The organism is Streptomyces sp. NPDC001204, assembly GCF_053598035.1.
The window spans coordinates 409,368-435,487 of record NZ_JBSFJL010000002.1 but is presented as its reverse complement, the minus strand read 5'-3'; the positions used below and the strand labels follow the sequence as shown (position 1 = coordinate 435,487).

At 71.4% G+C, this 26,120-nt stretch carries 21 protein-coding genes; 5 read left to right on the top strand and 16 right to left on the bottom strand.

Annotation, left to right across the window (positions count from 1 at the left end; translation table 11 throughout):
• Positions 1-15: 15 nt before the first annotated feature.
• The 4 genes from ACWC91_RS04795 to ACWC91_RS04780 form a co-directional block, all read right to left on the bottom strand.
• A complete protein-coding gene (locus ACWC91_RS04795; protein WP_450643934.1) occupies positions 16-1,788 on the bottom strand; it encodes an LCP family protein in 1,773 nt (590 codons plus the stop codon).
• Between the two features lie 16 nt (positions 1,789-1,804).
• Positions 1,805-2,479 (bottom strand): nicotinate-nucleotide adenylyltransferase, encoded by a 675-nt coding sequence (nadD, locus tag ACWC91_RS04790; protein ID WP_141360993.1) that lies wholly within the window; start codon positions 2,477-2,479, stop codon positions 1,805-1,807.
• A gap of 70 nt (positions 2,480-2,549) precedes the next feature.
• A complete protein-coding gene (locus ACWC91_RS04785; RefSeq protein ID WP_225075111.1) occupies positions 2,550-2,705 on the bottom strand; it encodes a hypothetical protein in 156 nt (51 codons plus the stop codon).
• A gap of 186 nt (positions 2,706-2,891) precedes the next feature.
• The gene (locus ACWC91_RS04780) at positions 2,892-3,056 is read right to left on the bottom strand and encodes a hypothetical protein (RefSeq protein ID WP_225075112.1); all 165 of its coding nucleotides are present in this window, start codon (positions 3,054-3,056) and stop codon (positions 2,892-2,894) included.
• Positions 3,057-3,145: 89 nt separating this feature from the next.
• Here ACWC91_RS04780 and ACWC91_RS04775 point away from each other — a divergent pair, with 89 nt between their 5' ends.
• Positions 3,146-4,267 carry a M48 family metallopeptidase gene (locus tag ACWC91_RS04775; protein WP_225075113.1) on the top strand — a complete coding sequence of 374 codons (1,122 nt, stop codon included), beginning with the start codon at positions 3,146-3,148 and terminating at the stop codon, positions 4,265-4,267.
• A 51-nt stretch (positions 4,268-4,318) separates the two neighbouring features.
• On the opposite strand, the gene ACWC91_RS04770 is transcribed toward ACWC91_RS04775, so the two are convergent.
• The 7 genes from ACWC91_RS04770 to ACWC91_RS04740 all read right to left on the bottom strand — a co-directional run bounded on the left by ACWC91_RS04770 (position 4,319) and on the right by ACWC91_RS04740 (position 14,902).
• Positions 4,319-5,389: an SCO2583 family membrane protein gene (locus ACWC91_RS04770; protein WP_450643872.1), complete on the bottom strand. Its 1,071-nt coding sequence runs from the start codon at positions 5,387-5,389 to the stop codon at positions 4,319-4,321.
• Between the two features lie 89 nt (positions 5,390-5,478).
• Positions 5,479-6,042 (bottom strand): SCO2584 family spore wall biosynthesis protein, encoded by a 564-nt coding sequence (locus ACWC91_RS04765; RefSeq protein WP_450643871.1) that lies wholly within the window; start codon positions 6,040-6,042, stop codon positions 5,479-5,481.
• A gap of 90 nt (positions 6,043-6,132) precedes the next feature.
• Positions 6,133-7,419, bottom strand: a complete 1,287-nt coding sequence (locus ACWC91_RS04760; protein ID WP_141360985.1) for a glutamate-5-semialdehyde dehydrogenase — start codon at positions 7,417-7,419, stop codon at positions 6,133-6,135.
• Between the two features lie 60 nt (positions 7,420-7,479).
• On the bottom strand, positions 7,480-7,956 hold the full coding sequence (locus ACWC91_RS04755; protein ID WP_263637563.1) for a hypothetical protein: 477 nt from the start codon (positions 7,954-7,956) through the stop codon (positions 7,480-7,482).
• A 108-nt stretch (positions 7,957-8,064) separates the two neighbouring features.
• A complete protein-coding gene (proB, locus tag ACWC91_RS04750) occupies positions 8,065-9,228 on the bottom strand; it encodes a glutamate 5-kinase (protein ID WP_225075117.1) in 1,164 nt (387 codons plus the stop codon).
• Positions 9,229-9,531: 303 nt separating this feature from the next.
• The gene (gene galE / locus ACWC91_RS04745) at positions 9,532-10,500 is read right to left on the bottom strand and encodes a UDP-glucose 4-epimerase GalE (RefSeq protein ID WP_225075118.1); all 969 of its coding nucleotides are present in this window, start codon (positions 10,498-10,500) and stop codon (positions 9,532-9,534) included.
• A gap of 7 nt (positions 10,501-10,507) precedes the next feature.
• Positions 10,508-14,902, bottom strand: coding sequence for a bifunctional glycosyltransferase/CDP-glycerol:glycerophosphate glycerophosphotransferase (locus ACWC91_RS04740; RefSeq protein ID WP_450643870.1), 4,395 nt, complete (start codon positions 14,900-14,902; stop codon positions 10,508-10,510).
• Between the two features lie 546 nt (positions 14,903-15,448).
• On the opposite strand from ACWC91_RS04740, the gene ACWC91_RS04735 reads away from it, so the two are divergent.
• A complete protein-coding gene (locus ACWC91_RS04735; RefSeq protein WP_225075120.1) occupies positions 15,449-16,438 on the top strand; it encodes a CDP-alcohol phosphatidyltransferase family protein in 990 nt (329 codons plus the stop codon).
• Positions 16,439-16,552: 114 nt separating this feature from the next.
• The gene (locus ACWC91_RS04730; RefSeq protein ID WP_450643869.1) at positions 16,553-17,959 is read left to right on the top strand and encodes a glycosyltransferase family 2 protein; all 1,407 of its coding nucleotides are present in this window, start codon (positions 16,553-16,555) and stop codon (positions 17,957-17,959) included.
• Positions 17,960-17,966: 7 nt separating this feature from the next.
• On the opposite strand, the gene obgE is transcribed toward ACWC91_RS04730, so the two are convergent.
• The 3 genes from obgE to rplU all read right to left on the bottom strand — a co-directional run bounded on the left by obgE (position 17,967) and on the right by rplU (position 20,112).
• The gene (gene obgE, locus ACWC91_RS04725) at positions 17,967-19,409 is read right to left on the bottom strand and encodes a GTPase ObgE (protein ID WP_225075311.1); all 1,443 of its coding nucleotides are present in this window, start codon (positions 19,407-19,409) and stop codon (positions 17,967-17,969) included.
• A 113-nt stretch (positions 19,410-19,522) separates the two neighbouring features.
• Positions 19,523-19,777: a 50S ribosomal protein L27 gene (rpmA, locus tag ACWC91_RS04720; protein ID WP_030051735.1), complete on the bottom strand. Its 255-nt coding sequence runs from the start codon at positions 19,775-19,777 to the stop codon at positions 19,523-19,525.
• A 14-nt stretch (positions 19,778-19,791) separates the two neighbouring features.
• Positions 19,792-20,112 carry a 50S ribosomal protein L21 gene (gene rplU, locus ACWC91_RS04715; protein WP_030749991.1) on the bottom strand — a complete coding sequence of 107 codons (321 nt, stop codon included), beginning with the start codon at positions 20,110-20,112 and terminating at the stop codon, positions 19,792-19,794.
• Positions 20,113-20,446: 334 nt separating this feature from the next.
• Here rplU and ACWC91_RS04710 point away from each other — a divergent pair, with 334 nt between their 5' ends.
• Positions 20,447-21,043 (top strand): acyltransferase, encoded by a 597-nt coding sequence (locus ACWC91_RS04710; protein ID WP_225075122.1) that lies wholly within the window; start codon positions 20,447-20,449, stop codon positions 21,041-21,043.
• 92 nt (positions 21,044-21,135) lie between these two features.
• On the opposite strand, the gene ACWC91_RS04705 is transcribed toward ACWC91_RS04710, so the two are convergent.
• Complete coding sequence (locus ACWC91_RS04705; RefSeq protein WP_450644502.1) at positions 21,136-23,229, bottom strand: glycosyltransferase family 1 protein; 2,094 nt, start codon at positions 23,227-23,229, stop codon at positions 21,136-21,138.
• Positions 23,226-24,605 (bottom strand): glycosyltransferase, encoded by a 1,380-nt coding sequence (locus ACWC91_RS04700; RefSeq protein ID WP_308042983.1) that lies wholly within the window; start codon positions 24,603-24,605, stop codon positions 23,226-23,228. The genes ACWC91_RS04705 and ACWC91_RS04700 overlap by 4 nt, the downstream gene beginning before the upstream one ends.
• Before the next feature lie 319 nt (positions 24,606-24,924).
• On the opposite strand from ACWC91_RS04700, the gene ACWC91_RS04695 reads away from it, so the two are divergent.
• Positions 24,925-26,076: an acyltransferase family protein gene (locus ACWC91_RS04695; RefSeq protein WP_450644500.1), complete on the top strand. Its 1,152-nt coding sequence runs from the start codon at positions 24,925-24,927 to the stop codon at positions 26,074-26,076.
• Positions 26,077-26,120 lie beyond the last annotated feature (44 nt).

The window sequence follows — 26,120 nt, the reverse complement described above, 5'->3', positions numbered from 1 at the left end:
CACGCAATTGAGGGATCACTGCCCCGAGGAGCCCTGGTAGTCCTGACCGAGGACGACGGAGACGTCGGCGTTCGAGGTGACCGTGCCCTTCGTCACCGCGCTGTCGGGCAGCCCCAGGGTCTTGGCGACCTCCGTGGCCTTCTCCTTGTCCGCGGCGTCGGCGTAGACGACCTCGGACGCCGAGCGGACCTCGGAGGCGGTGCCGCCCTCCAGGAAGGTGAAGCCGCCGCCCAGCAGGACGATGCGGGCCTTCTCCGTGTTGCCCTTGGCGCCGGTGGCGTTCCGCACGGAGACCCGGACGGCGGACGACTGGTCGGGGCTCTTCGCGGTCCCGCCCAGGACGTCCTTGACCACGCTCTCGCTAGCCTGCGCGCTCAGCGTGCCGTCCGTCTGCACCGGCAGCAGCGCCGTCTTGTAGTCGCCGCCCTTGGCGAACTCGGCCAGCTTGGCGAGGAAGGTGCCGAGGTCCTCGTCGGTGAGCGAGGGGTCGAGGATCTGCTGGAGCGTCTGCACCGTCGTCGTCGCGCCCGTGGCGTCGGAGGAGACCTTGCGCAGCACGCTCTGCATCACCTGGCCGAACCGTTGGAGCTGGGCGTTCTCCTCCTCGCCCGAGGCGTGGTAGGTGGCGTAGGCGACGGCCATGTTGCCGCTGAGGGTCTGCGCCTTGCCCTTGCGGACCAGGGGCGCGGCGCCCTTCTTCTTGGCGTCCGGGTCGGGCACGTCGGCGTTGGTGTCGACGTCGACGTTGCCGACCAGGTCGACGAGGTTCTGGAGGTAGGGGGTGTCCAGGCGCCAGGTGCCCTCGATGTCGGTGCCGAGGACCGTGTCGAGCTGCTCGCGGGTACCCGAGGAGCCGTCGCCCTTGACCGACTTGGCGAGGGTCGTGACGGTGCCGTCGTCGCCCGTCAGGGCGAGGGAGTTGGGCAGCAGGACGGTGGTGCCCTGCTTGGCGGTGGTGTTGCCGACCAGCAGCGCCGTGGACGTGCCGCCCCGTTCGGTGTCGTGCAGGTGGACGACGATCACGTCGCGCTTCTGGGCGCCGTTCGCGGTCGCGGTGCCGCCCCCGGAGCCGGACGACGACAGGCCGGGCAGCTTCCCGGCGTACCAGAGGTAGCCGACACCGCCCGCCGCGAGCAGGGCCAGCACGACCGTCAGGGCGATGACGCGGCTGCGGGCGCGGCGGCGGGCCTCCTCGCGGCGCTCGGTGCGGTTCTCGGTGAACTTCAGCCAGTCGATGACGTCCTCGGAGTCGTCGCTGGGCTCCTCGACGAAGGCGAACTGCTCGGTGCGGTAGTCGGGTCCGTCCGCGCCGTCCGGGTCGGGTCCCTGCGCCGCCCGGTCGGCGTCCGCCGGGCCGGTCTGCTGCGGGATGTGGGCGGTCTGCTCGGGGACCCGGGGCTGCTGCCCGCTGGTCGCGGCCCGGCCGTACGGGTCGTACGGCGCCGTCGTCGCGCCGGAACCGTACGGGTCGTAGGAGCCGTGGGCTCCGTGGGCTCCGTGGGCTCCGTGGCTGGAGGGGTCGGGCGCCTGCCGGCCGGGGTCGTAGCCGGTGCCGTAGCCGCCCTGGTAGGCGCCGTCGTGACCGCCCTGGTAGGACGTGGGATCGAGCTGCTGCTGGCCGCCGGTCGCGTACGGGTCGTAGCCGTAGCCCTGCTGTCCGTACGCGTCGTAGGCCTGCTGCGGAGTCTGCTGGACGGGGACCGGCCGGTACACAGGCCGGCCGTACTCGTCGTAGCCGACGAGTTCGTACTGGTCGCCCCCGTGACCAGCGTCGTATCGGTCGTTCACCGGTGCCCCTCTCGGCTCACTCGCCTCGGTACAGCTGGCGTTTGGCGATGTAGCGCACGACTCCGTCAGGCACCAGATACCAGACCGGGTCACCCTTGGCGACTCTCGCCCGGCAGTCCGTGGAGGAGATGGCGAGGGCGGGGACCTCGACGAGCGAGACGCCGCCCTCCGGCAGGCCGGGGTCGGTCAGATGGTGGCCGGGCCGGGTGACGCCGATGAAGTGCGCGAGGGAGAACAGTTCCTCGGAGTCCCGCCAGGTGAGGATCTGGCCGAGCGCGTCGGCGCCGGTGATGAAGAACAGGTCGGTGTCGGGGTTGAGCGCGCGCAGATCGCGCAGGGTGTCCACGGTATAGGTGGGACCGCCGCGGTCGATGTCGATGCGGCTCACGGAGAACTGCGGGTTCTCGGCGGTCGCGATGACCGTCATCAGATAGCGGTCCTCCGCCGGGGAGACTTGGCGGTGGGACTTCTGCCAGGGCTGCCCGGTGGGCACGAACACCACCTCGTCCAGGTGGAACTGCGCCGCGACCTCGCTGGCCGCCACGAGGTGCCCGTGGTGGATCGGGTCGAACGTTCCGCCCATGACGCCGAGGCGCCGCTTGCCCGACGCCGAAGGCCCGCCGCCGGGCCCGTGTTCGAGGGGGTTCACCGTGTCACTCGCCGGACCGGTAGGCATGTCCTGCTCTCCCATGCGTGCAGACCCTACCGGCCCGGCCTGAGGACTCCATGAGCCAGACCCCGGGGACGGGCCGGACAGGACTTCAGCGGTCGCGGTTGAAACGCGTGGTGATCCACAGCAGGAGCAGCAGGATGAACAGCGCGCCACCGCCGGTGAGGAAGGGGCTGAGGCTCTCGTGGTTGCCCCCCTCGGCCTCGGCGAGGTTGACCAACTGGGCAGCGGTGCTGGGGTAGCTCATCTTTGGCAGGACCTATCCGGGAGTGAGCGGGACAAGGATGTCGGCCCATCGTAAGCAACCCCTGGCGCACCGCTCACCCCGACTCCACCGTTGGCACCGCGGGCGCTTGCGCCCCACCCGCACCCGCGCGGCCCCGCCGGTGCGGGTGCGACGGCCGCGGGAGCTCTCGGGAACCTTTCCGCCGCGTCAGTCGTCGTCCCGCTTGTAGCCGCGGAGGAGGAACCAGCCGGTGAGGACGCAGCCCAGGACCATCACGATCAGGACGACCCGGAGCAGGTAACCCGCCCCCTGGTGCTGGGCGGCGGCGCTCGCGGCCTCGGTCAGCCAGGCGGCTGCGGGGTGGTGCTCCATGACGTGGACTCCTTCGTTGCACTGCCCGTCCACGGTATCTCCGCCTAGGCTGGGCCCTGCCTCGGGGGCACATTGGGACACTGACACACATGGGGGACCACATGTCCGACGACGGCCGCGAACAAGAAGCGCAGGAGCACGTGCCGAGCCGGCAGCGCAGGCGCTTCCCGGAGATCTCCTCGCGTGCGTACGAGCACCCTGCCGACCGCTCCGCCCTGGTCGCGCTGCGCAAGCTGAGCGGTTTCGACACGGTGTTCAAGGCCCTCAGCGGCCTGCTGCCCGAGCGCAGTCTCCGGCTGCTGTTCCTGTCCGACTCCGTCCGCGTCTCCGACCAGCAGTTCGCACACCTGAACGACATGCTGCGGGACGCCTGCTACATCCTGGACCTGGAGAAGGTCCCGCCGATGTACGTGACCCAGGATCCCCAGCCCAACGCGATGTGCATCGGCCTGGACGAGCCGATCATCGTCGTCACCACGGGCCTGGTCGAGCTGCTCGACGAGGAGGAGATGCGGGCGGTCGTCGGCCACGAGGTGGGCCACGCCCTGTCCGGGCACGCCGTGTACCGCACGATCCTGCTGTTCCTGACGAGCCTGGCCATCCGGGTCGCCTGGATCCCGCTGGGCAACCTCGCGATCATGGCGATCGTCACCGGGCTGCGCGAGTGGTTCCGCAAGTCGGAGCTGTCGGCGGACCGGGCCGGTCTGCTCGTCGGCCAGGACCTGAAGGCGTCCATGCGGGGCCTGATGAAGATCGCGGGCGGCAACCACCTGCACCAGATGAACGTGGACGCGTTCCTCCAGCAGGCCGAGGAGTACGAGGCCGGGGGCGACCTGCGCGACTCCGTGCTGAAGATCCTCAACGTGCTGCCGCGTTCGCACCCCTTCACCACCGTGCGGGCGGCCGAGCTGAAGAAGTGGGCCGAGTCCCGCGACCACCAGCGGATCATGGACGGCCACTACCCGCGCCGCACCGAGGACAAGGACACCTCCGTCACCGACTCCTTCCGCGAGTCGGCGGCCCACTACGCCAACCACGTCAAGAGCTCGAAGGACCCGCTGATGAAGCTGGTCAGCGATCTGGCGGGCGGCGCCGGCGACCTGGGTGACCGGGTGCGGCGCGGCTTCGGCGGCTTCACGGGAACGGCCCCGCCCAAGGACCGGGGCAAGGACCAGCCGTCCGCCGACACCCCGCCGCGCGACGAGGACTGACCTTCCGGGCGAGCGCGGGCCGGTCCCGCGCGGCCACCGCCCGCGGCGGCGTCACACCTTCGGCTCGGCGCTGTGCGCCAGGGAGCCGCACAGGGCCGCCGCGGTGTCCGTGGCGTACGGGTCCGTGCCGGGCGGGCTGCCCGCCTTCGCGGTCTGACCGGCCAGCAGCGGCTCGAAGCGTCCCGCGGAGTCCCCGGCGCAGGAGAGCGGGCCGGCCTGCACATAGGAGACGACGATCTGGACCTGGTGCAGCCGCAGGTCGTCCTGGGTGAAGCGGAACTGCAGCTCACGCCGGACGGTGAACAGCGAGGCCGGCGCGTGCGCCGCGGAGCCGGCCGGCTTGAGCGCGTAGACGAAGGTGTGGTCCGCGCCGACCTCCAGGGTGGAGGAGTCGGTCTCGGCGGCCTGGAGGCTGCCCTGCACCCGGATCTCGCGGTCGGCCAGCTCGGCCCGGGCCGGGTCGAAGCGGACGAGCCAGCCGGTGGGCGCGTGCCGGCCGTCGGCGGCGGGGTGGTCGAAGCTCTGGTCGAACTGGTCGAGCTGACCGGGGTCGAGCAGTGCCCGTACAGGGCGGGTCTGGCCGCCGGTGAGCACCTCCGGGTAGAGGGAGGACGCGACGATGTACTCCTTCGCGATGGTGAGCGCGGCGACGACCTGGCTGTCGGTGAAGTGCGCGGTGCGCCGGACGACGGGCAGCGGTACGCCCTCCGCGCCGATGGCGAACTGGGCGGCCGGGCTGTGCGCGTACAGGTACCCGGGGTCGGCCGCGCCGGGCACCTTGCCCTGCGGGGCGAGCGGGATGACGGTCATCCGCAGCGGCTCCACGGGCCGCTGCGCCTGCGCGCTCTGGTAGGGGTGCCGTACGCCCATGTAGATCGCGGTGCCGAAGGCGACGATGATCAGCAGGACCAGCAGCAGCGCCTGTCGGGGCAGCCCTCGGCGCAGTGGCGGGCGGCGGCGCACGGCCGGGGTGTGGTCGGTCATCCGCTCGCGCGCTGAATACTCCTGGAGGCGGGCAGCCCGGACGAACGACTCGTCGAAGACGACGGATCGGTATTCGTCCTCCGCACCTCCCGGGACGCCCTCGGGTGTCCCCTCAGGTGGCTCTCCAGGCCCTCCCATATCTTCAGGGTAGGTCTCCGGAAGCCCTGGTAAACGCCCTGATGTGCGACAAGTTCTGACAGGTTCTCACCAGAACCGCCGCCCCGCCGTCAGGGCGTGCGCGGGACCGCCGGGACGGGTGGCTGGGAGTAGTCGGCGGACGCGGAGGGCGCCGCGGCGCTGCCCTGCTCCAGGCCGGTCGAGGCGGGCGGCGGGGCCTGCTCCCGGGTGCCCGAGGAGCCGCCCCGGTAGACCGCCGCGAAGGCCAGGGCGACCATGCCGATGCCCATGACGAGGGCGAGCACCCAGGCGACGGGGCGGTGCCAGCGGACGTGCCTGCCGAAGGTCCCCGGGGCGCCGTGGCGGCCTTCGAGGACGTCGGGGTCGTCCAGGTCGCCGTAGGGGTGCTCGGGGCCGAGGCCGGGGCCGTACCCGTCCTCGTAGCGCTCGCCTCTGGCGTGGGCGCGGCGGGCCTCCGCCTCGGAGGCCTCGGCTCTGGCCTGCGCGGCGGCCAGGAGGCGTTCGACGGCGGTCGGCTCGTGGATCACGGCCGAGCGTACGAAGGCCTCGTCGAAGACCACGGAGGCGAACTCTTCGTCCGACACCCCGCGGTCGTGGTCGTCGTCGGGCTCCCAGCCGTCAGGGAACGGCGTGCCCCCCACATCCTCCGGCACGGATCCAGAGTAGACCTGAGGGGTCAATTTGGGCAGACGGTATGGAAATTCATCCGACTGCTGAGACGCCCCGTCATGGGCCGGGCGGCGTCAGCGCCGGGTGTGCCCGTCCCCCGTGAGGATGTACTTCGTGCTGGTCAGCTCCGGCAGCCCCATCGGGCCGCGGGCGTGCAGCTTCTGGGTGGAGATGCCGATCTCGGCGCCGAAGCCGAACTGGCCGCCGTCGGTGAAGCGGGTGGAGGCGTTGACGGCGACGGTCGTGGAGTCGACCAGCTGGGTGAAGCGGCGGGCGGCCTGCTGCGAGGTGGTGACGATCGCCTCGGTGTGCCCGGAGCTCCACAGCCGGATGTGCGCGACGGCCCGGTCCAGGGAGTCGACCACGGCGGCGGCGATGTCGTACGACAGGTACTCGGTCTCCCAGTCCTCCGGGGTGGCCTCGACGACCGTGGCCCGGGAGTCCTTGGCGTGGGCCATGACCCGCTCGTCGGCGTGGACGGTGACCCCGGCCTCGGCGAGCGCGTCCAGGGCGCGCGGCAGGAACTCGGCGGCGATGTCCTGGTGGACCAGCAGCGTCTCGGCGGCGTTGCAGACGCTGGGCCGCTGCGCCTTGGAGTTGATCAGGATGTCGACGGCCGTGTCCACGTCGGCCTGCGCGTCGACGTAGACGTGGCAGTTGCCGGTGCCGGTCTCGATCACCGGGACCGTGGACTCGTTCACCACCGTCCGGATCAGCGAGGCGCCGCCGCGCGGGATCAGCACGTCGACCAGGCCGCGGGCGCGCATCAGCTCGCGCACGCTCTCGCGGCTCTCGCCGGGCACCAGCTGCACGGCGTCGGCGGGCAGGCCCGCCCCGCCCACGGCGTCGCGGATGACCCGGACCAGGGCGGTGTTCGACTCGTAGGCGGAGGCCGAGCCGCGCAGCAGCACCGCGTTGCCCGACTTCAGGCAGAGGGCGGCGGCGTCCACGGTGACGTTCGGGCGGGCCTCGTAGATGATGCCGACCACGCCGAGCGGGACGCGGACCTGCCGCAGGTCGAGCCCGTTCGGCAGCGTGTTGCCGCGGACGACCTCGCCGACCGGGTCGGGCAGCGCCGCCACGTCCCGCACGTCGGCGGCGATGGCGCGCACCCGCTCGGGGGTGAGCGTGAGCCGGTCGACGATGGCGTCGCTCGTGCCGGCCTCGCGAGCCTTGGCGACGTCCTTGGCGTTGGCCTCGAGGATCTCGCCGGTACGGACCTCCAGGGCGTCCGCGACGGCCAGCAGGGCGTCGTCCTTCGCCACCCGCGGCAGCGGCGCGAGGTCGGCGGCGGCGGCCTTGGCGCGGTACGCGGCCTGGGTGACCGGGGACATCGAGTCGTACGGCGAGAGCGTGGTCATGAGGGAAGGGTAGTGCGCCACGAGGGGCGGACACCGGTCATCCCACACCGCGAGACGGGGTCAAAAGGGGTGTACTCCGACCGGTGTCGCGGGCGGCGCTCCGTACCCCTCGGCGAGGCGCTGGTGGTAGGTCTCGCGGTCGATGACCTCGAGGCCGACGATCTCCCAGGGCGGCAGCCGGGCGCTCTGCCGGTGCTCACCCCACAGGCGCAGCGCGACGGCGGCCGCGTCGTGGAGGTCGCGGGCCTCCTCCCAGTAGCGGATCTCGGCGTGGTCGCCCGCGTAGCGGCTGGTCAGCAGGAAGGGGTGGTCGTGAGCGAGCTGCTCGAGGCCGCGCCGCACCTCCTTCAGAGGGGCCTGGGCGCCGGAGACGCTGAGCGTGACGTGCCACAGCCGGGGCAGATCCCGCGGCTCCTCGTAGCCGGCTCCGGCCGCCACGCTCGTCAGGCCACCGCGGGACGCCGCCGCCCCAGGGCGCACTCGTCTCACGACGTCCTCCTTCACGCAGCGCTCGCTCGAATCGCTGGTCCCGCTCATGCGGAATGCGTCACCGCCTCAAAGTGGAACAGGCCGCACGGCTCCATGGGGCGGTTTTACGGAACGTCCCCCACCTTCGGCACCCGGGTGGTCGGACGTTTCGGCGTATTACGGCTCCAGGAGCACCAGATCGTCCCTGTGTACGACCTCGCGTTCGTACGCCGGTCCCAGCTCGCGGGCGAGTTCGCGGGTGGAGTGGCCGATCAGCCGGGGGATCTCCTTGGCGTCGAAGTTGACGAGGCCGCGGGCCACCGCGCGCCCCGCGCCATCGCGCAGCTCGACCGGGTCACCGGCGGTGAACTCGCCCTCCACGGCGGCGATCCCGGCCGGCAGCAGCGACTTGCGGCCCTCGACGACCGCGCGGACCGCGCCGTCGTCGAGGGTGAGCGAGCCCTGCGGGGTGGAGGCGTGCTGCAACCACAGCAGCCGGTCCGCGGAGCGCTTGCCGGTGGGGTGGAAGTAGGTGCCGGTGTCGCCGCCGGACAGGGCGTCGGCGGCGTGGACGGCGCTGGTGAGCACCACGGGGATGCCGGCGGCGGCCGCGATCCGGGCCGCCTCCACCTTGGTGACCATGCCGCCGGTGCCGACGCCGGCCTTGCCGGCGCTGCCGATCTCGATGCCCTCCAGATCGCCGGGGCCCCGGACCTCCGCCAGCCGGGTCGTGCCCGGCCGGCTCGGATCGCCGTCGTAGAGCCCGTCCACGTCGGACAGCAGCACCAGCAGGTCGGCGCGGACCAGGTGGGCGACGAGCGCGGCGAGCCGGTCGTTGTCGCCGAAGCGGATCTCGTCGGTGGCGACGGTGTCGTTCTCGTTGACCACCGGGAGAGCGCCCATCGCGAGCAGCTTGTCGAGGGTGCGGGAGGCGTTGCGGTGGTGGGCGCGGCGACTGGTGTCGTCGCCGGTCAGCAGGACCTGGCCGACGCGGATGCCGTAGCGGGCGAAGGAGGCGGTGTAGCGGGCCACGAGCAGGCCCTGGCCGACGCTGGCCGCGGCCTGCTGGCGGGCGAGGTCGCGGGGGCGGCGGCGCAGGCCCAGCGGGGCGAGGCCGGCGGCGATGGCACCGGAGGAGACGAGGACGATCTCCTTCCGTCCGCCGCCGCCTTCGGCGGAGCCCCTTCGGGCGCCGCCCTCCTTGAGGCTCTTGCCGAGGACGTCCACCAGCGCGTCCACCCGGTCGGCGTCCAGGCCGCCCGACGCGGTGGTCAGGGACGAGGAACCCACCTTGACGACGATCCTGCGGGCCTCGCACACGGCTTGCCTTGCCCTTGCCACCGTGCCCACTCCTCACCTCGTCCACGTCCGGACGCCTCGCACGCAATCTACGCGAAGGGCACCGGGCGGCGTGTGTCGGTCCAGCCTGCGGACCGCCGCCCGTGGCACGCCGGGCACGCCGTGTGTTCCCGCGGGTACGGCCGGCTGCGCCGCGTGCGGCGTGGTGCGGTGCGACGGCCCGGCCCGGGCGGGTGCGCCCCGGGCGGCCGCACAGGGCGGCCGGTCGGGGACGAGGGCGGCCTGCGGGCCTGACGGCACGTCTGCCGGAGGAGGCCGCCGGATGCGCCCCCCCGGGTCCGGTCCTCAGGCGTGGCGGTGGCGCCAGCCCTGCCAGGCGGACTCGATCATGTCGTCCAGGCCGTGGCGGGCGGACCAGCCGAGTTCCTCGCGGACGCGGTCGGCGGAGGCGACGACGCGGGCCGGGTCCCCGGGACGGCGTTCGGTGACCTCCGGGACCGTGCCCTCCCGGCCGGTGACCTTCAGGATGCGGTCGACCATCTCCTGGACCGAACTTCCCTCGCCACGCCCGATGTTGAGCGTCAGAGCGGTGCCCGCCGGCGCCGTCTCCAGACGGGTGGCGGCGGCCAGGTGGGCGGAGGCGATGTCCTGGACGTGGATGTAGTCGCGGACGCAGGTGCCGTCGGGCGTGGCGTAGTCGTCGCCGAAGATCCGCGGGGCCTCGCCGGCCTCAAGGCGTTCGAAGACCATCGGGATCAGGTTGAACACGCCGGAGTCGGACAGCTCCGGGGACGCGGCACCGGCGACGTTGAAGTAGCGCAGGGACGCGCTGCGGATGCCGTGGGCGCGGGCGGCGGCGTTGATCAGCCACTCGCCGACGAGCTTGCTCTCGCCGTACGGGCTCATCGGGACGCACTCGGTCTCCTCGGTGACCAGGTCGACGTCCGGCATGCCGTACACGGCCGCGGAGGAGGAGAAGACCAGCCGTTCGACGCCGGTCCCGGTCATCGCCTCCAGCAGGGTCTGCAGGCCGGTGACGTTCTCCCGGTAGTAGTAAAGGGGGCGTTCCACGGACTCGCCGACCTGCTTCTTGGCGGCGATGTGCACGACGCCGGTCACGCCGTGCTCGCGGATCGCGGCCTCCAGCCGGGGCCGGTCGAGGACGCTGCCGACCACCAGGGGAACCCCGGCGGGCACCCGGTCCCGGCTGCCGGTCGACAGATCGTCGTAGACCATGACCTTCCGGCCGCCCTCGGTCATCGCGCGCACGACGTGCGCTCCGATGAAGCCGGCACCGCCCGTGATCATCCACATACTTGGGTCATCCCTTTCCGTCGCGCCGCCCGTCCAGGCCGTCGATGGCCCGGAAGACACGTGCGCAGTTCTCCGTGTCGCGCTGACCGAAGAAGTCGTCGACGCGCTGAGCGTACGGGTCACTGACCGAGAAGCCGCGGTCGATCGCCGCGACGATCTCGTCGACGGCGTCCTCCACCGTCCGGGACACCGGCCCGAACCCGTCGCGGGTCAGGTCGAAGTAGCCGCGGCGGTAGTGCTGGCCGTAGAAGTCGTCCTCGTCGAAGGGCACGTAGACGAGGGGCTTGCCCATGTAGGCCACGTCGAAGAAGACGGACGAGTAGTCGGTGACGAGGAGCGAGCACTCCTTCATCGCCTCCTGCACGCCCCTCTTGGTCTGGTCGGCGACGGTGATGTTGGGGTGGTCGACCTTGAAGTGGCGCAGGTACGGACGGATCTCGTAGTGCGGGTAGAACTCCAGCCGGACGCCGGAGCGCTCCAGCCCGGCCCGCAGCCGCTCGTCCTCCAGCAGCCGGGAGAAGAACCGGAAGTACTCCGAGGCCGGGAACTGGACACGCGGCCGGCGCCTGCGGTTGTACGAGGGCACCACGATGTCGCGTCGCCACGTCGGCATCAGCAGCACGGTGGGCTGCCCCTCGACGGGCTGCAGCTTGTCGAACCGGGGGAAGCCCAGGGCCTGGACCTCGTCGGTGCGGTAGCCCATCTCCTCGCGGATGTAGGCGGCCTCGTCCTCGGACACGGCCACGAACAGGTCGACGCTCGTGGACTGCCGGTGCGCGGACTGCGAGACGTCGTTGTACGTCACGCCGTGCTGGAGGAACACCCGGCGGTACTTCAGCAGGTCGCCGAAGATGCGCAGGTAGTTGAGCTTGCCCATGCTGGGCGGCGCGAGGTAGGCCTCGAGGTCGTACGGCGATATCAGCCGGGTCGCGTTGAGCAGGTAGAGCCGGTGCTTGAGCGAGCCGAGCGCGAGGACGTTGCCGCAGTCCTGGACCTTCGCGCGATCGGCCGCCTTCGCGTCGATGACGTAGTAGACGTTGCGCCGGGGGTGGTTCTGGCGCATCCACCGGAAGAAGTGGTGGCCGTTGTCCTGCGCGGTGTCGTGGCGCTCGCCGACGATCCAGATGTCGCGGCGGGCGAGCACGGGGCGGGTGAGCCAGTACAGCAGCCGCAGCAGCCAGCCGGGCTGCCGGGTGACGATCCGGCCCGTCTCGCGGCCCAGGCGCCGCATCCGGTCGGCGACGCCCGCCGCCGAGCGCCGCCGGGCCACCCGCACGTGGGCCACGTTCTCCGTGTCCGCCGACACCTCGTAGCGGAAGGCGCCGATGCGGTCCACGCCCTTGAAGCGGTGGAACGCGGGGCGGGCGGTCACCGGGGTGTCGACGAAGCCGCCGGGGCCGTGCAGCCGTACCGCGAGGGAGTAGGCGCCGCCGTGCAGGGCCGCCAGCTCTTCGCGGCCGAGGTCGGCCCGCCAGCCGCTGTGCAGGTCCCGCTGCTTGCGGACGTGCCAGCGGTCGCGGCGGTACACCTGCCGCGCCGGTACGGTGTGTTCCCGGCCGCCGGGCGCGCTGAACACGAGCTCCAGCCGGTTGCCGAAGTCCTCGGAGATGTCGACGTCGCCAAGGGTCAGGAACCCCTCGACGCGCAATGCGCCGTCGACGGGACGGACGGACTCCGCCTGGGCCGACCGGGACATGACGCGCAGCAGCGTGGAGTCGTCCACGTCGCCCTCGGTCCTGCGGAAGAGCACCGGGCCGGCGACCGACAGCTCCGGCAGGAAACGGGGCTCCTCGAACGGACGGGTGAAGAGCGCGGCGTTGCCCGCCCTCACGGCGTGATGCGTCAGGAGGGAGGCGTTCGGACCGGCGCAGTCCAGGACGACGTCGTCCGGGATGTCCCGGTAGAGGGTCCGCAGCTTCGGGTAGAGGGCTTCGAGTTCCTCGCCGACCATCATCTTGGGCAGGCCGACCAGGTACGGGTGGAAGCCGCCCGCCACGAAGCGCTGGAGCGCGGCCCGCCGCTCCGGACCCGCCGTCGCATGGGCGTCCAGCAGCGACTGGAGCAGGGCCAGCAGGCTCCGCGCGGTCTCGCGCCGGTCACGGGCGGGGAGTCCGGAGCGGGCGTCGTCGGTGACGCCGTAGGCGAGCGCCGCGGTCACGCGGATGCGGCGGGCCTTCAGCAGAGCGGTGGCCACGGGGGTGATGTGCTCGATGTCCCAGCCGTCCCCGACGTGGAAGCCGCACTCGCGCAGCAGGTCGCAGCGGAACAGCTTGCCGCCGGGCGACGCGGCGAAGACCAGGTCGGGGGCGCCGGCGAGGCCGTCGACAGTCCGGTCGCCGGCCTCGAAGCACTCGCGCAGGAACACGTCGGCCTCGCGCAGCACCTCGGAGGCCTGCCAGGTGTCCCCGACCACGACGTCGACGTCGTCCGCGGCCGCGGCGAGCAGCCCGGCCAGCGCGCCTTCGGCCAGGACACCGGATCCGTCCATGAAGGCCGCGTACGGACCCGCCAGTCGGTCGAGGACCGCCTGCCGGGAGGCCTGGGCGTCGCGGCCGTCCGGGGTGCGGACGAGACTCGCGTTGCCGTGGCGGTCGGCGAACTCGACCGCGGCGGGCGCGTCCGTACCGGTCCCGGCGGTGACCAGGAGCACCCGGGTATGGCCGAACTCCTCCTGACAGGCCAGGGAGTTCAGGGCGGCCCGCAGCGCGTCGTCGCCGTATCCGGCGCAGAACACCACGACGGTCGCGACGGGTTCCGCGGGCTCCGCCACGTTGGCCGGCAACTCGCGCCCCTGCCACCACTGCCAGTACCCGGCGTCCGGCGCCTTGCGCGTCGCCCCCCTGGCGTCGGCGGGTTCGGCCGGACGCCACACGAGGTTGCCGCTGCCCGTGATGTCCGGCCACAGACCGGAGGGCTCCAGCACGCGACCGAGTGGTGCCAGGTCGCTGCCGCGGACGCAGAGGGCGGTGGTGTGCTTGCGGCCCTTCCACAGGACCTGCATGTTGAGGTTGACCAGGCTCCGCGAGGAGAGCACGGCGGCGGCCGAACCCAGGTCGAACGAGACCTGGTAGGAGATCCGGGACTCGTCCACCCGGACGTCCGGCACCTCCACGACGGTCCGCTCGCCGGTGTCCTTGGCCCGTACGTGCAGCGCCAGCCGTACCTCGTCGCCGGTTCCGATGCGCTGGAACTGGTTGAGGATCTCGCCCGCGAGCGTGACCGTCGTGCCGTCGACGGCGAGGGAGGTAACCCGGTTGAACAGCTTGCAGTTCTCGAACGACTCGTCCTGCAGGCCGAGTTCGGTCACGTCGAGGAACTCGTCCGCCCCCGGCAGGTCGGCATGGCGTGCCGACCAGTACACGCGGTCTCCGCGGCGCGCCAGGTCGGTGGAGACGACGCCCCGGCGCTGCTCGAAGTCGGCGACCGTGAGGGCCTCGTCCGCCAGCCGGTTCCGGAGGTAGAAGGCGCGCACCCGGTCCAGCGGACCGCACAGCGGGTAGGCGCCCTCGTCGATCTCGGTCAGGTACTCCGAGACGATGTCCAGGAAGGCGGTGCGGAACCGCTCGTCGCCCGCGCGGAGTTCCTTCGCGTACAGCCGGACGTCGTGGCTGATGAAGCGGGCGTCCTTGTAGACCTTGATGTCCTCGGCGCCGGCCTCGCGCAGGAACCCGTCCGCCAGCCGGTGCACCGCCACCCGGTCGGAGATGCTGCGGATCTCCCCGCGCCGGTTGGTGATCGAGGCGCTGCCGTCCTGCGGGTCCTCCCAGACCCACCGGTAGACCGGTTCGGCGAGGACGGAGATGCCGGAGGCGAGGGTGTAGGACTTCGCCGAGAAGAAGGTGTCCTCGTAGAAGACTCCCTCGGGGAAGAAGATCTCGTTCTCGAGCAGGAAGTCCCGCCGGTACAACTTCGCAGCGGCGATGGGATCGTTGATCAGTTCCGGCCAGCTCCGGATGCCGTCCACGGTCCGGTCGACGCCGTAGAGCATGGGCTGCCACACCTGCGTCGTGTCACGCTGCAGATTGATCCGGTGGGCGCGTCCGGCGGTGATGTCGGCGCCGGTGTTCCGGGCCGACTCCAGCAGCAGTTCGCACGCCTTGACCGGCAGTTCGTCGTCCGAGTCCAGGAACATGACGTATTCGCCGCGTGCCGCACGAATTCCGTCATTGCGGGGTGCTCCCACGCCCCCGCTGTTGGTCTGCCGGGATATGACCCGCAGCTGCGGAATTCGGTCCGCGTAACTCTCCGCGACGGCCCGGCTACCATCTTGGGACGCGTCGTCGACGACCACGGCCTCGAAGTCCTGGCATGTCTGCACCACCAGGGAGTCGAGGGCTCTGCCGAGGGTCGCCGCGGCGTTGTACGCGGGGACGACGACGGTGATGCCAGGTGCAGCGTCCACGCGCGGGAACATCACGCCTCCATTACCAAGGGCTGAAAAGTCGGAGATCACAGCTCCCACGCCAAACACCCTCGCGTCGGCACTGGCCCGGAAGGCGCCCAAACCTCGGCTCGCACGACAAGGGGACCCCGGGAGGAACTCCGCCACGGAGGCGCGCCAAGCGGCAAAAGCCAAGTGCCACAAGGAAGCGGCTGACTCATGAGCAGATTAGCCTAACCCGCGCGTCCGGCCGGTTCCCAATCAGGGACGATTCAGACACCATCCACCTTATGTCCCGGTCCCGTGTGATTCTTGACACAGCTTCGGATGAACGGGGCAACCACCGCCGCCCAAGCATTGCCTTAAGCCTTGGCGAACGGCGTATGGTTGGCCGCGCCCGGGCCACCCTACGATGGCATTTGACTGTTGGATTACCGTGGTAAAGCCAACGTCCTTTGACGTAAGGCGCACCGGCATGCCCCGGCCGCCTCGTGTGGCACGTCCGACCACTCCGCGCGCTCCTCGGTGCCTCGCCGAGGGCCACCCCGAAAGGGCTTCCTGCCGACCATGGACATACCTCCGCTCGCCGAAGTGCGCCGCCGCACTGAGAAGAAGCGGGACGCCTGGTGGACCGTTCTGCTCGTCGACCCGGTGGCCACGCCCCTGGTCCGGTGGACCGCCAAGTGGACCAGGGTCACTCCGAACCAGATCACCTGGGCCGCGCTCGTACTCGGCCTCGGAGCGGCCGCCTGCTTCGCCCAGGGCGGGTGGCTCTGGCTGGTCGTCGGCGCGGTCGTGTACCACTGCAGCTTCATCCTGGACTGCATGGACGGTAAGCTCGCCCGGCTCACCGGCAACGGATCCGAGTTCGGCGCCTGGCTGGACTACGTCTTCGACCGCATCCGGGTCCTCGTCTGCGCCGTCGCCCTCATGGGCGGCCAGTACCACCAGACCGGCAACGTCGCGTACATCTGGCTGGCGCTGGCCGTCGTCTTCCTGGACATGCTCCGGTACATCGACGCCCTGCAGATCTACAAGGTCCGTCAGGGCATGCGGACCAAGCTCCAGCAGGCCGCGGCCGAGGTCGCCGAGGTGACCCAGGCGCCCGCGCCCCGCGTCGCCGCGGCCGTGCGCATCACCGCCGAGGCGAAGGACGAGGCCGTGGAGGCCGGCGAGGAGGAGAGCGCGGCCGACCAGCGCGCCGAGGAGCCCGCGGCCCCCGCCCTCGGGGTGGTCACGCAGCAGTCCTTCGTGCGCCGGTTCACGCGCTACAACCGCATCCGCGACCTCCTGATCAGCCACCGCATCCGCACCCACCTGGTCAGCGGCATCGAGTTCCAGATGGCGGTGTTCATCATCGGCCCGCTCGCCGGGGCGATCATGGGCGTGACGATCGGGGCCGGTGTCCTGCTGGTGCTCTTCGAACTCGCCATCATCTACAAGCTGATGCTCTCGACCCGCGACTTCGAGAACGCCATGGACTCGTACCGCCGTACCGCCGCGGCCGCCACAGTGGCAGCGGAGCCGGTCACCGCGTCCGTCCCCGTCAAGGGCTGACTCCCGCACGGCCCACCGCGATGCCGGTCTCCTGAGCACGTCGGAGACCGGCATCGGCGTTTTCCCGGCCGTGTGCCCGCAGGCATCGCCCCTCCCCCAGCAACGGAGCCCCCGGTGACGGACCAACCCTCGTACGACGCCGCGCTCGTCGTGCCCTGCTTCGACGTGGCCGGGCACGTGCCCCGCTTCCTGGACTCGGTCGCCGCCCTCGACGGGTTCGACCGGACCCAGGTGATCCTCGTCGACGACGGATCGACCGACGGCACCCGCGGGCTGCTCGCCGCGTTCGCCGACCGCCATCCGCAGGCCGAGCTGATCACGCAGTCCAACGCGGGTCCCGGGGCGGCCCGCAACCGCGGGCTGCGCGAGGTGCGCGCCGCCCACGTCGCCTTCGCCGACGCGGACGACGTGATGGCGCCCGACGGGCTGTCCGCGATGCTGGCCTCGGCCCGCGGCAACGACGCCGACATGGTCGTCGCCGACTTCACCAACGTCCCGCTGCGCCCCTACGGCCGCTGGAAGCGGTACTTCGGAGACGGCGACCGGTGTGTCGAGGACATCACCGAGTACCCGGACCTGGTGTTCTCGGCGAGCGTGTGGAACAAGCTGTTCTCCGTGCCGTTCCTGCGGCGCATCCGGGCGTCCTTCCCGGAGGGCGTGCTGTTCGAGGACGCCTGGTTCAGCGTTCCGGCGCTGCTGTCCGCGCGCCGCGTCAACCTGCTGGATCGCTCCGTCTACCTCTACCGGCAGCGCGGCGACGGTTCCTCGATCATGGACTCCCTGCGGGCCAACGCGGGCAACTACCGCGACCACCTCGACCTCAACCTGCACCTGCTCGACGTGGGCACGCGCCACGGACCCGGGGTGCGGCGGTTGATGGAGCGGTACGCCGCCTTCACCTATCTCGGCTTCCTCAGAAGGCTCTCCGAGGCGCCGCCGGAACTCGACGTCGCGGCGCTCCTGCCCGATGTGGGCAGGCTCTACGGGGGCATCCGCGACGACGTACTGCGGGAGTTCGTCACCGGCCGCAGGGACGCGGCGCTGCAGGCCGCGGCGAAGTCGGGCAGGCTCGGCGAGTGGCTCGCGGACCCCTGGCCCCTGCTGCCCGAGGGCGCTCGGCCGGCCGACCGCGTATGGCGGGACCTGCCGCTGAATCCGGCCGTCGCCGCCCACGGCGACCCGCCTCGCTACCGGCTGAACGGCGACCGGGTCGAACTCACGGGCTCGGTCGCCCCCGCCGGCGGCGGCGGCTTCGGATCCCGGTGGACGTCCAGTACGACGCCCGTCAGCGCGGTGCTGGACACGACGGTGAGCCCGGCCCGCACCCACCGCGGCGTCGCCCTGCTGCAGACCCTGCCGGCGTCCACGGTCAACGTGGCCACCCTGCAGATCTCGCGGGGCGGCGTGCTGGCCCTGTCGCTGCCCCGCATGGAGGCCCTGCCGGGCTGGGTCGACCTGTCGGCGATGACATGGCCGCTGCCGGAGCCGGCACCGGTGGAACGACCGGCGCCGGCACCATGAAGCCGGTCTACGAGGCGAAGGGGTCGAACCCTTCGTACCCCTGCTCCGCCTCGTCCCGCTCGGCCTGCCGGTTCCGGCGCCGCTGGGCGGCCGGACGCGGCGCCTCGAAGCGGTGGTCCTCGCCACGGCGCCCCAGCATCTCCGCGCCCGCCGTGACCGTCGGCTCCCAGTCGAAGACGACCGCGTTGTCCTCGGGTCCGATGGCGACGCCGTCGCCGGACCGGGCGCCCGCCTTCATCAACGCCTCCTCGACACCGAGGCGGTTGAGCCGGTCGGCGAGGTAACCGACCGCCTCGTCGTTGTTGAAGTCGGTCTGGCGCACCCAGCGTTCGGGCTTCTCGCCGCGGATACGGAAGAGGCCGTCGTCCTCGCGGACGACGGTGAAGCCGGCGTCGTCGACCGCCTTCGGGCGGATGACGATCCGGGTCGCCTCCTCCTTCGGACGGGCGGCACGCGCCGTCGCGACCAGGTCGGCGACCGCGTAGGACAGCTCCTTGAGTCCCGTGCGCGCCACCGCCGACACCTCGAAGACACGGTAGCCGCGGGCCTGGAGATCGGGCCGGACCATCTCGGCGAGGTCCTTGCCGTCGGGCACGTCGATCTTGTTCAGGACCACGATGCGGGGGCGGTTGTCGAGGCCGCCGTACTGCCGCAGCTCCTCCTCGATGACATCGAGGTCGGAGACCGGGTCGCGGTCGGACTCCAGGGTCGCCGTGTCCAGCACGTGCACGAGCACGCTGCACCGCTCCACATGGCGCAGGAACTCCAGGCCCAGGCCCTTGCCCCGGCTGGCGCCCGGAATGAGTCCGGGCACGTCGGCGATGGTGTAGACGGTCGAACCGGCCGTCACCACACCCAGGTTGGGCACCAGGGTGGTGAAGGGGTAGTCGGCGATCTTCGGCTTGGCGGCGGAGAGGACGGAGATGAGGGAGGACTTTCCGGCGCTCGGGTAGCCGACCAGCGCCACGTCGGCGACGGTCTTCAGCTCCAGCACGATGTCCTGGAGGTCCCCCGGCTCGCCCAGCAGCGCGAAGCCGGGCGCCTTGCGCCGGGCGGAGGCCAGCGACGCGTTGCCCAGGCCGCCCCGGCCGCCCTGCGCGGCGATGAACGAGGTGCCGTGGCCGACCAGGTCGGCGAGCACGTTGCCCTGCTTGTCCAGGACCACCGTGCCGTCCGGCACCGCCAGCACCAGGTCCTCGCCGTCCTTGCCGGAGCGGTTGCCGCCCTCGCCGGGCTTGCCGTTGGTGGCCTTGCGGTGCGGGGAGTGGTGGTACTCGAGCAGGGTCGTGACGGACTGGTCGACGGTGAGGATCACGTCGCCGCCGCGCCCGCCGTTGCCGCCGTCCGGGCCGCCCAGCGGCTTGAACTTCTCACGGTGCACGGAGGCACAGCCGTGGCCCCCGTTACCCGCGGCGACGTGCAGTTCGACGCGGTCCACGAAGGTGGTCATGGTGTGTGCCTCCAGCACTGCGCAAATGTACGGATGTGTTTACTGCGTAACACGCGAAAGGCGGACCCGCCTTCCCGCCGGGGAAGTGAGGTCCGCCTCGCGAAGAATTCCGATCAGGCGACCGGAACGATGTTCACGACCTTGCGGCCACGGCTGGTGCCGAACTCCACCGCACCGGCCTGCAGCGCGAACAGCGTGTCGTCGCCGCCACGGCCGACGCCGGCGCCCGGGTGGAAGTGGGTGCCGCGCTGGCGGACCAGGATCTCACCCGCGTTGACGACCTGACCGCCGAAGCGCTTCACGCCGAGCCGCTGGGCATTGGAGTCGCGACCGTTCCGGGTGGACGATGCGCCCTTCTTGTGTGCCATGTCTCCTCAGTCCCTTACTTCGCAGCCGCGGGGATCGACGTGACCTTGATCGCCGTGTACTGCTGGCGGTGGCCCTGACGACGGCGGTAGCCGGTCTTGTTCTTGTAGCGCAGAATGTCGATCTTCTGGCCCTTGTGGTGGTCCACGACCTCGGCCTGGACCTTGATGCCGGCCAGCACCCACGGGTCGCTGGTCACAGCGTCGCCGTCGACAACGAGCAGGGTCGAGAGCTCGACCGTGTCGCCAACCTTGGCAGTGGAAATCTTGTCAACCTCAACGATGTCGCCGACAGCAACCTTGTGCTGGCGACCACCGCTGCGCACGATGGCGTACACGCGGATCTCACTCTCTCGCTCGGAACGGTATCCCCGCAGTCCAGCCGCCCCGCGACACGCGCGAACGGCCTCTCCTGGCCACGGCCCGTGCGGGCCCGTTGCCGGGAGGAAGAGGTTTACGGGGATGAGACGCATCTGGCGACACGCCGACGGTCAAGGTTACGGGGCCCGGCTTGAGGGGTCAAACCGGGCTCCGTGCTCACCTGGCCGCCCGGGTTCCTGCCGCTCGGAGACACCCGTATGCGCTGCACACGCGAGCGCCAGAGGGCGGACGCGGGTCCTTGCGCGGCGGGGAATATGCTCGCTGCCGAAGCCAACAGGGGAAGGCAGCCAGGTGAACTACAGGGTCCAGCCCAGCGCCCAGGTCGACGAGAGCGCCGAGATCGGTGCCGGCAGCAGTGTGTGGGACCTCGCGCAGATCCGTGAGGATGCCCGTCTGGGCGAGGCGTGCGTGATCGGCCGCGGCGCGTACGTCGGCTCGGGCGTGCGCATGGGCGACAACTGCAAGCTGCAGAACTACGCACTCGTCTACGAGCCGGCCGAACTCGGGGACGGCGTCTTCATCGGCCCGGCCGTCGTTCTCACCAACGACCACAACCCGCGCTCCGTGGACCCCGAGGGCAAGCAGAAGCGCGGCGACGACTGGGAGGCCGTCGGCGTGAAGATCGCCGACGGGGCCTCGATCGGCGCGCGTTCCGTGTGCGTCGCACCACTGACCATCGGCCGCTGGGCGATGGTCGCCGCCGGCGCCGTCGTCACCAAGGACGTCCCGGACTTCGCCCTGGTCATGGGCGTGCCGGCGCGGCAGACCGGCTGGGTGGGGCGCGCCGGGCACAAGCTCGTGCAGAAGGAGTCCGGGGTGTGGCAGTGCCCGCAGACGGGCGCCCTGTACGACGAGAAGGACGGCGTCCTCACCGAGCGCGACGCCTGAGGAAGTGGACGAACGGCCCGTGGTCCGCAGGACGTGCCTGCGGACCACGGGCCGTCTCGTGCCCTTCTGGCCCAAGGGCCGGGCTCCCTGCGTCAGCCGATGCCGAAGAGCCGGTCGAACTCTCCCCGGACCGCCGGCCAGTCCCACGAGGCCAGGGCGTACTTCTCGCTCTCGCGGCCGTGCCCCGCCCACGTCTCCTCGTCGGCGGTGACGGCGAGGATCCGGTCCGCTGCCGCCTCCGGGGTGCTCACCACCCAGTCCGCCGGGTAGAGCGTCGGGGCGCCGTGCTTCTGCCCCGCGAAGAAGGGCCAGTCACGGACGACGGGAACCGCCCCGCTGGCGGCGCCCTCCATCACGCCGACGTGGCAGCCCTCGCGCACGGAGCTGCTGAGGATGACACCGACGTCCCGCAGGTTGCCGGGCACGTCGGTGGTGACTCCCCGGCGCTCCACGACCCCCTCGGCCTCCAGCGCGCTCACCTTGCGCTGGAAGGAACGCTGGTAGGCGGCGACGGCCGGGCTGTCCTTGGCGTCCATGTCCCCGCCGATCATCACCAGCCGGTACCGCTCGTCGCGGCGGCGCAGTTCCCGGATGACGCGCAGGGCCCACAGGGGGTCCTTGGCGACCTGCCCGATGCCCACCATGCCCACGGTGAAGCGGGCGTCGGGGTTCTTCGGGAGGGCGAAGCCCGCGAGGTCCATGCCGTTGCCGACGATGTGCGTGCGCGGCGCCTGCGGTCCGGTCAGGGCCGGCACGGAGCGCAGGGCCAGGTCACGGATGTGGTCCGCGACGAAGACCAGGTCGTCGACGCGGGAGAAGTCCGTCAGCCGGGGCCAGTAGGAGAACGTCTCGTAGCTGTGCAGCCGCACGACGATGCGGGCGGTGCCCGGGTCCACGGAGGTGAACAGCGCCGCGGCCGCGGCGCACCAGTCGACGAACACCGTGTCGGCCCAGTCGAGGTAGGGGCGCAGGTGCTGCTCGGCGGTGAAGCCGTACATGGCGTCGCCGCCGAGGCGGTGCGCGATCAGACCCCGGCGATTGCGGGCGAGCCGCTTGATGCCGGGGTAGTCGGCGATGTCGAGGAACCTCAGCTCGACATCCGGGTTCGACTCGTAGTGGTTCCTGATCAGGCCGAGGAAGCTGTCGTTTCCGTCCGTCACGACCAGCAGGCGCCGCGGCCGGCCCGGCTCCGGCTCGGCCGCCGGACGCGCCCGTCCCTGCGCGGCGGTCGCCGCCGCACCCGCGGTGGACGCCGTGACCAGACGGGCGAACTCCTCCGCGCGCTTCGGCAGCGGGCTCTCCCGCTGATCGAGGTGTGCCACCCGGTGGAACGCGGTCTGCAGCGCGTGGTTCACGAACTCCGCCGCACCGGCGGCGTCGCCCGCCGCGAACAGGCTGTCGGCGTGGGCGAGATCGGCCTCGGCGGACGCGAACAGTGTGTCGGGGGTGAATCCCTGGCTCAGCGCGCGTCGCGTCGCCGTGCGCAGCACCTCGGCCCGCGACTCCGTGTCCCGCAGCCGCTGGGCGACCGCGCCGGCGGTCGCCACCGCGGCCTGTGCCTTGCGGAGGCCGAACAGGCCGGTCATGACACTGCGCGTCACATCGACCCGGGTCCGGCGAGGCAGCGGAAGCAGCGGCACCCGCCGGGCGACGGCGGAACCGATCCGGGAGCCGAGCACCTTCTCGTGGCCCAGGAGCAGCGCGCCGTCGGAGATCCGGTCGCGCTGGGGGCCGTCGTCCACCGCGTCGGGCACGGACACGGCCGGGGCGTTGCCGTCCTTCAGTGCCCGTACCAGGCGCTGGGCCGCGCCGAAGCCGACGCAGGCGTGTGCGCCGGTGTTCAGCCGCGCCAGCTCCCAGCCGCTGTAGTAGGCCTTGGAGTCGGCCGCGACGATGACATCGGCTGCCCCGGCGAGGCGCAGGACCTTGTCGTCCCCGCCGACGTAGGCCCAGAAGCGCTCGTGCGGGTGCGCGTGCACGGCACGGCCGCGGGCGCGCCAGTCCAGGTTGACGCCGTCGGTCGCGACCCGGTGGACGGTGTCGATCCCCCACTCCGCGTCGATCCGGTTCTGCGCGAACGTCCCGACGAGATGCACGCGGACGTCCAGCTTCTTCATCTCGCCGACGAACGTCTGGAAGATGTCGGTGTTGGGCGTGCGCCCCACCACGACGAGCACGTCCTTCACGATTCCACCTTCTCCTTCGCCGCGTTCCGCGCGTCGAGAACCAGTTCGGTCAGTTCGCGGACCGCGGGCGCCATCACTGCGCCCCGCTGGTAGGACGCCCCGTGCGCCTTGGCCGCCCGGCGCTGCTCGTCCGTGGCCGACGTCGCCATGTGCGCGGCCCGGCAGAAGGACTCCGTGAGCTTCTCGACGTCGAGGCCGTACGCACCGGTCCACAGCGGATGACCCTCGAGCAGGTCCGAGGCGTCGTGCTCACGCTCGTGGACCGAGACGACGGGCAGCCCGGTGGCCATGTACTCGTAGACCTTCCCGGACGTGACGTACTTGCCGCCGACGATGATCAGCAGCAGGGCGTTCCACCGTCCGTAGAGCTCGGAAACCTGCCCCTTGGGCACCGGTCCGCCGATGACGACGCCGTCGGCGGCTGCCTCGTGCAGCATCTCCATGTGCCGGTTCGCCCCCTGGTGCGCTCCGACACCGATGTGTCCGCGCACTTCGAGGGTGGCGTCGGCCAGCAGCGGCTCGCGTTCGCGGGCCGCCTTCCAGGAGTCGAGGACCTTGGCCAGCAGAGGCGCCGGGAACGTCACGGTCCCGAGGTAGCCGAAGACCAGCGGGGCGTCGGGGTCGCGCACGGTGGTCGGCAGGTCGACGCTGTCGGCGTCGTAGCCGTTGCGCACGATGTGGATCCGGGAGCGGGCGTCGGGGTAACGCTTGCGGTAGTGCTCGGCGATCGGGTCGTTGACGCACCAGAAGGCCACCGCGTCGGCCAGCATCCGGGACTCCCAGACACCCGCGGGAGAGTCCTCCAGGAACGCCTCGACACCTTCCACGACGTCGAGCGACCAGCCGTCGCGGAAGTCGACCGCGTAGGGGACCTGGTGGTCGTCGTAGAGGCGCCGGATCGCGGCGAGTTGCACGTAGGGCACGCAACTGGCCATCGAGAGGGTCACCGGGTTCTCGGCGTGGATGCGGAGGGCGGCTTCCTCCAGGGCGGGGCGCCAGGCGCCGAACACCGGGTCGGGGAAGATCTCCTGGACGTCCTCCCGGGCCTGGCGCAGCCAGGCCTCGGGGTCCAGTGCCCGCTCCCGCGAGAACTTCCGCAGGTCCGTTTCGAGGTCGTCCCGGGACAGCGGCAGCTTCACCACGTCGATCCTGGGGTCGACCGGGTCGGAGAGCGTCGGGTCGATACCCGAGTCGATCATCCAGGACTCGTCCTCGATGGTGACCACGGTGACCCGCCACCCGTGAGCCGCGAACTGGTTGGCGGTCTCCCGCATGCGGTAGGCACAGCTCTTGGCCGCGGGCGGGAAACCGATCGCGAAGTACAGCAGATGCGGCTTGTCCTGGCCCTCGGCGGATGTCAGGTCGGCGGGTGGCACAGACTTGTCCTCGACTGGAGTGGTTGACTCTGGCGGCCGTGCTTCCTCGCTCAGCCATGGCGGTGGCGGGGGCGCACACCGACCGCAGGCCAGGCCGGTTCCCTGGTGGTCGTGGCCTTCCTCCACCGTGCGGTGATGTGTCGGTCCCGCCGCCTCCAAATGGAGGGATTATCACACACGTTCGACAAGACTTTCCCTCACCGACGGCCACCGTCCGCCTCACGGCAACGCCTGACCCCCCGCCGCGCGTCGCCGGGCGGATCGTATGCTCGGTCGGCACTGCGACGACGAGGGGATGCAGGATGACGGGGGGACACACGTGGCACTGAGACCCGCGAGACACCAGGGAGCCGGTGCCGCACCGGGCCGGGACCGGCTGCCTTCTCTCACCGGTCTGCGCTTCTGGGCCGCGCTGGCCGTGGTCCTGTACCACCTGTCCCGGCAGGCGGGAAAGATCCCGGGGCTGAGCGACGTGGTGTGGTACGGCCGCACCGGCGTGACCTTCTTCTTCGTCCTCTCCGGGTTCGTCCTCGCCTGGACGTACGACGGGGCGGGCGTCGCCGCGAAGGTCTTCATGTGGCGGCGGTTCGCCCGGATCTGGCCGATGATGGTGGTGAGCACCGCCCTGTCGGTGGCCGTCATGGCCGCCCAGAATGTCGCGATCCCGGGTGCGGCGGTCGCCACGTCACTGGTCCTGCTGCACGCCTGGGTGCCCGACCCGGTCTACGCGTCCGCGGGGAACCCGGCCGCCTGGTCACTGAGTGACGAGGCCTTCTTCTACGCGGTCTTCCCGCTGCTCCTGGCCGCTCTCGCGCCCCGCAGGGCACGGGCGTGGGCGTGGACGGCGGCTGTCTGCTGCGCGGCCCTGCTCCTCGTGTGGCCGACGGCCTCCACCGTCTCGGACACGTTCGTGCGGGTGTGGGCACTGGACTACGTACCGCTGACCCGCTCGCTGCAGTTCGTCGTGGGTGTGGCGGCCGGGCTCGCCGTCAAGCGCGGATGGCGTCCCCGCGTGCCCCTGTCGGTCGCCGTCGGCCTGGTCGTCGCCTGGCACCTGCTGCTGATCCCCTGGTCCCGTGCCGTATCCGACGCTCTCTGGTACAGCCCCTACAGCGCCTCCCAGTTGCTGTCCACCCCGCTCTTCGCCCTGCTCGTCGTCGCGGCCGCCCGCGCGGATCTCGACGGCCGCCGCACGGGACTGGGCGGTTCCTGGATGATCCGGCTGGGACACTGGTCGTTCGCCTGGTACCTGATCCATGAAATAGTCATCCGAATCGTCAAGGGCTTCTACGGGCGCCCCGTGTCGCTGTCGGACACCGTCGAGGTCTGGACGCTCGTCCTGGTGATCAGCCTGGCGTTGTCCGCGGCCGCCTACCAGTGGATCGAGCGTCCCGCCGAACGCACGCTGCGCAGGCTCGGCCCGCGCCCCGCGGCTCCGAGGCCACGACCACGGACCGCACGCGCCCAGTGAGGCCGCACGCCCGGAACACCGCCCCTGACCGAGAAGAAGAGACG

Excerpts from the sequence above, each read along its gene's own strand:
- ACWC91_RS04780 (WP_225075112.1), bottom strand. The coding sequence starts at position 3,056 with ATGGAGCACCACCCCGCAGCCGCCTGGCTGACCGAGGCCGCGAGCGCC.
- ACWC91_RS04735 (WP_225075120.1), top strand. The coding sequence starts at position 15,449 with ATGGACATACCTCCGCTCGCCGAAGTGCGCCGCCGCACTGAGAAGAAG.
- nadD (WP_141360993.1), bottom strand. The coding sequence starts at position 2,479 with ATGGGAGAGCAGGACATGCCTACCGGTCCGGCGAGTGACACGGTGAAC.
- ACWC91_RS04775 (WP_225075113.1), top strand. The coding sequence starts at position 3,146 with ATGGGGGACCACATGTCCGACGACGGCCGCGAACAAGAAGCGCAGGAG.
- ACWC91_RS04785 (WP_225075111.1), bottom strand. The coding sequence starts at position 2,705 with ATGAGCTACCCCAGCACCGCTGCCCAGTTGGTCAACCTCGCCGAGGCC.
- galE (WP_225075118.1), bottom strand. The coding sequence starts at position 10,500 with ATGTGGATGATCACGGGCGGTGCCGGCTTCATCGGAGCGCACGTCGTG.
- ACWC91_RS04770 (WP_450643872.1), bottom strand. The coding sequence starts at position 5,389 with ATGGGAGGGCCTGGAGAGCCACCTGAGGGGACACCCGAGGGCGTCCCG.
- ACWC91_RS04755 (WP_263637563.1), bottom strand. The coding sequence starts at position 7,956 with ATGAGCGGGACCAGCGATTCGAGCGAGCGCTGCGTGAAGGAGGACGTC.
- obgE (WP_225075311.1), bottom strand. The coding sequence starts at position 19,409 with ATGACCACCTTCGTGGACCGCGTCGAACTGCACGTCGCCGCGGGTAAC.
- ACWC91_RS04760 (WP_141360985.1), bottom strand. The coding sequence starts at position 7,419 with ATGACCACGCTCTCGCCGTACGACTCGATGTCCCCGGTCACCCAGGCC.
- rpmA (WP_030051735.1), bottom strand. The coding sequence starts at position 19,777 with ATGGCACACAAGAAGGGCGCATCGTCCACCCGGAACGGTCGCGACTCC.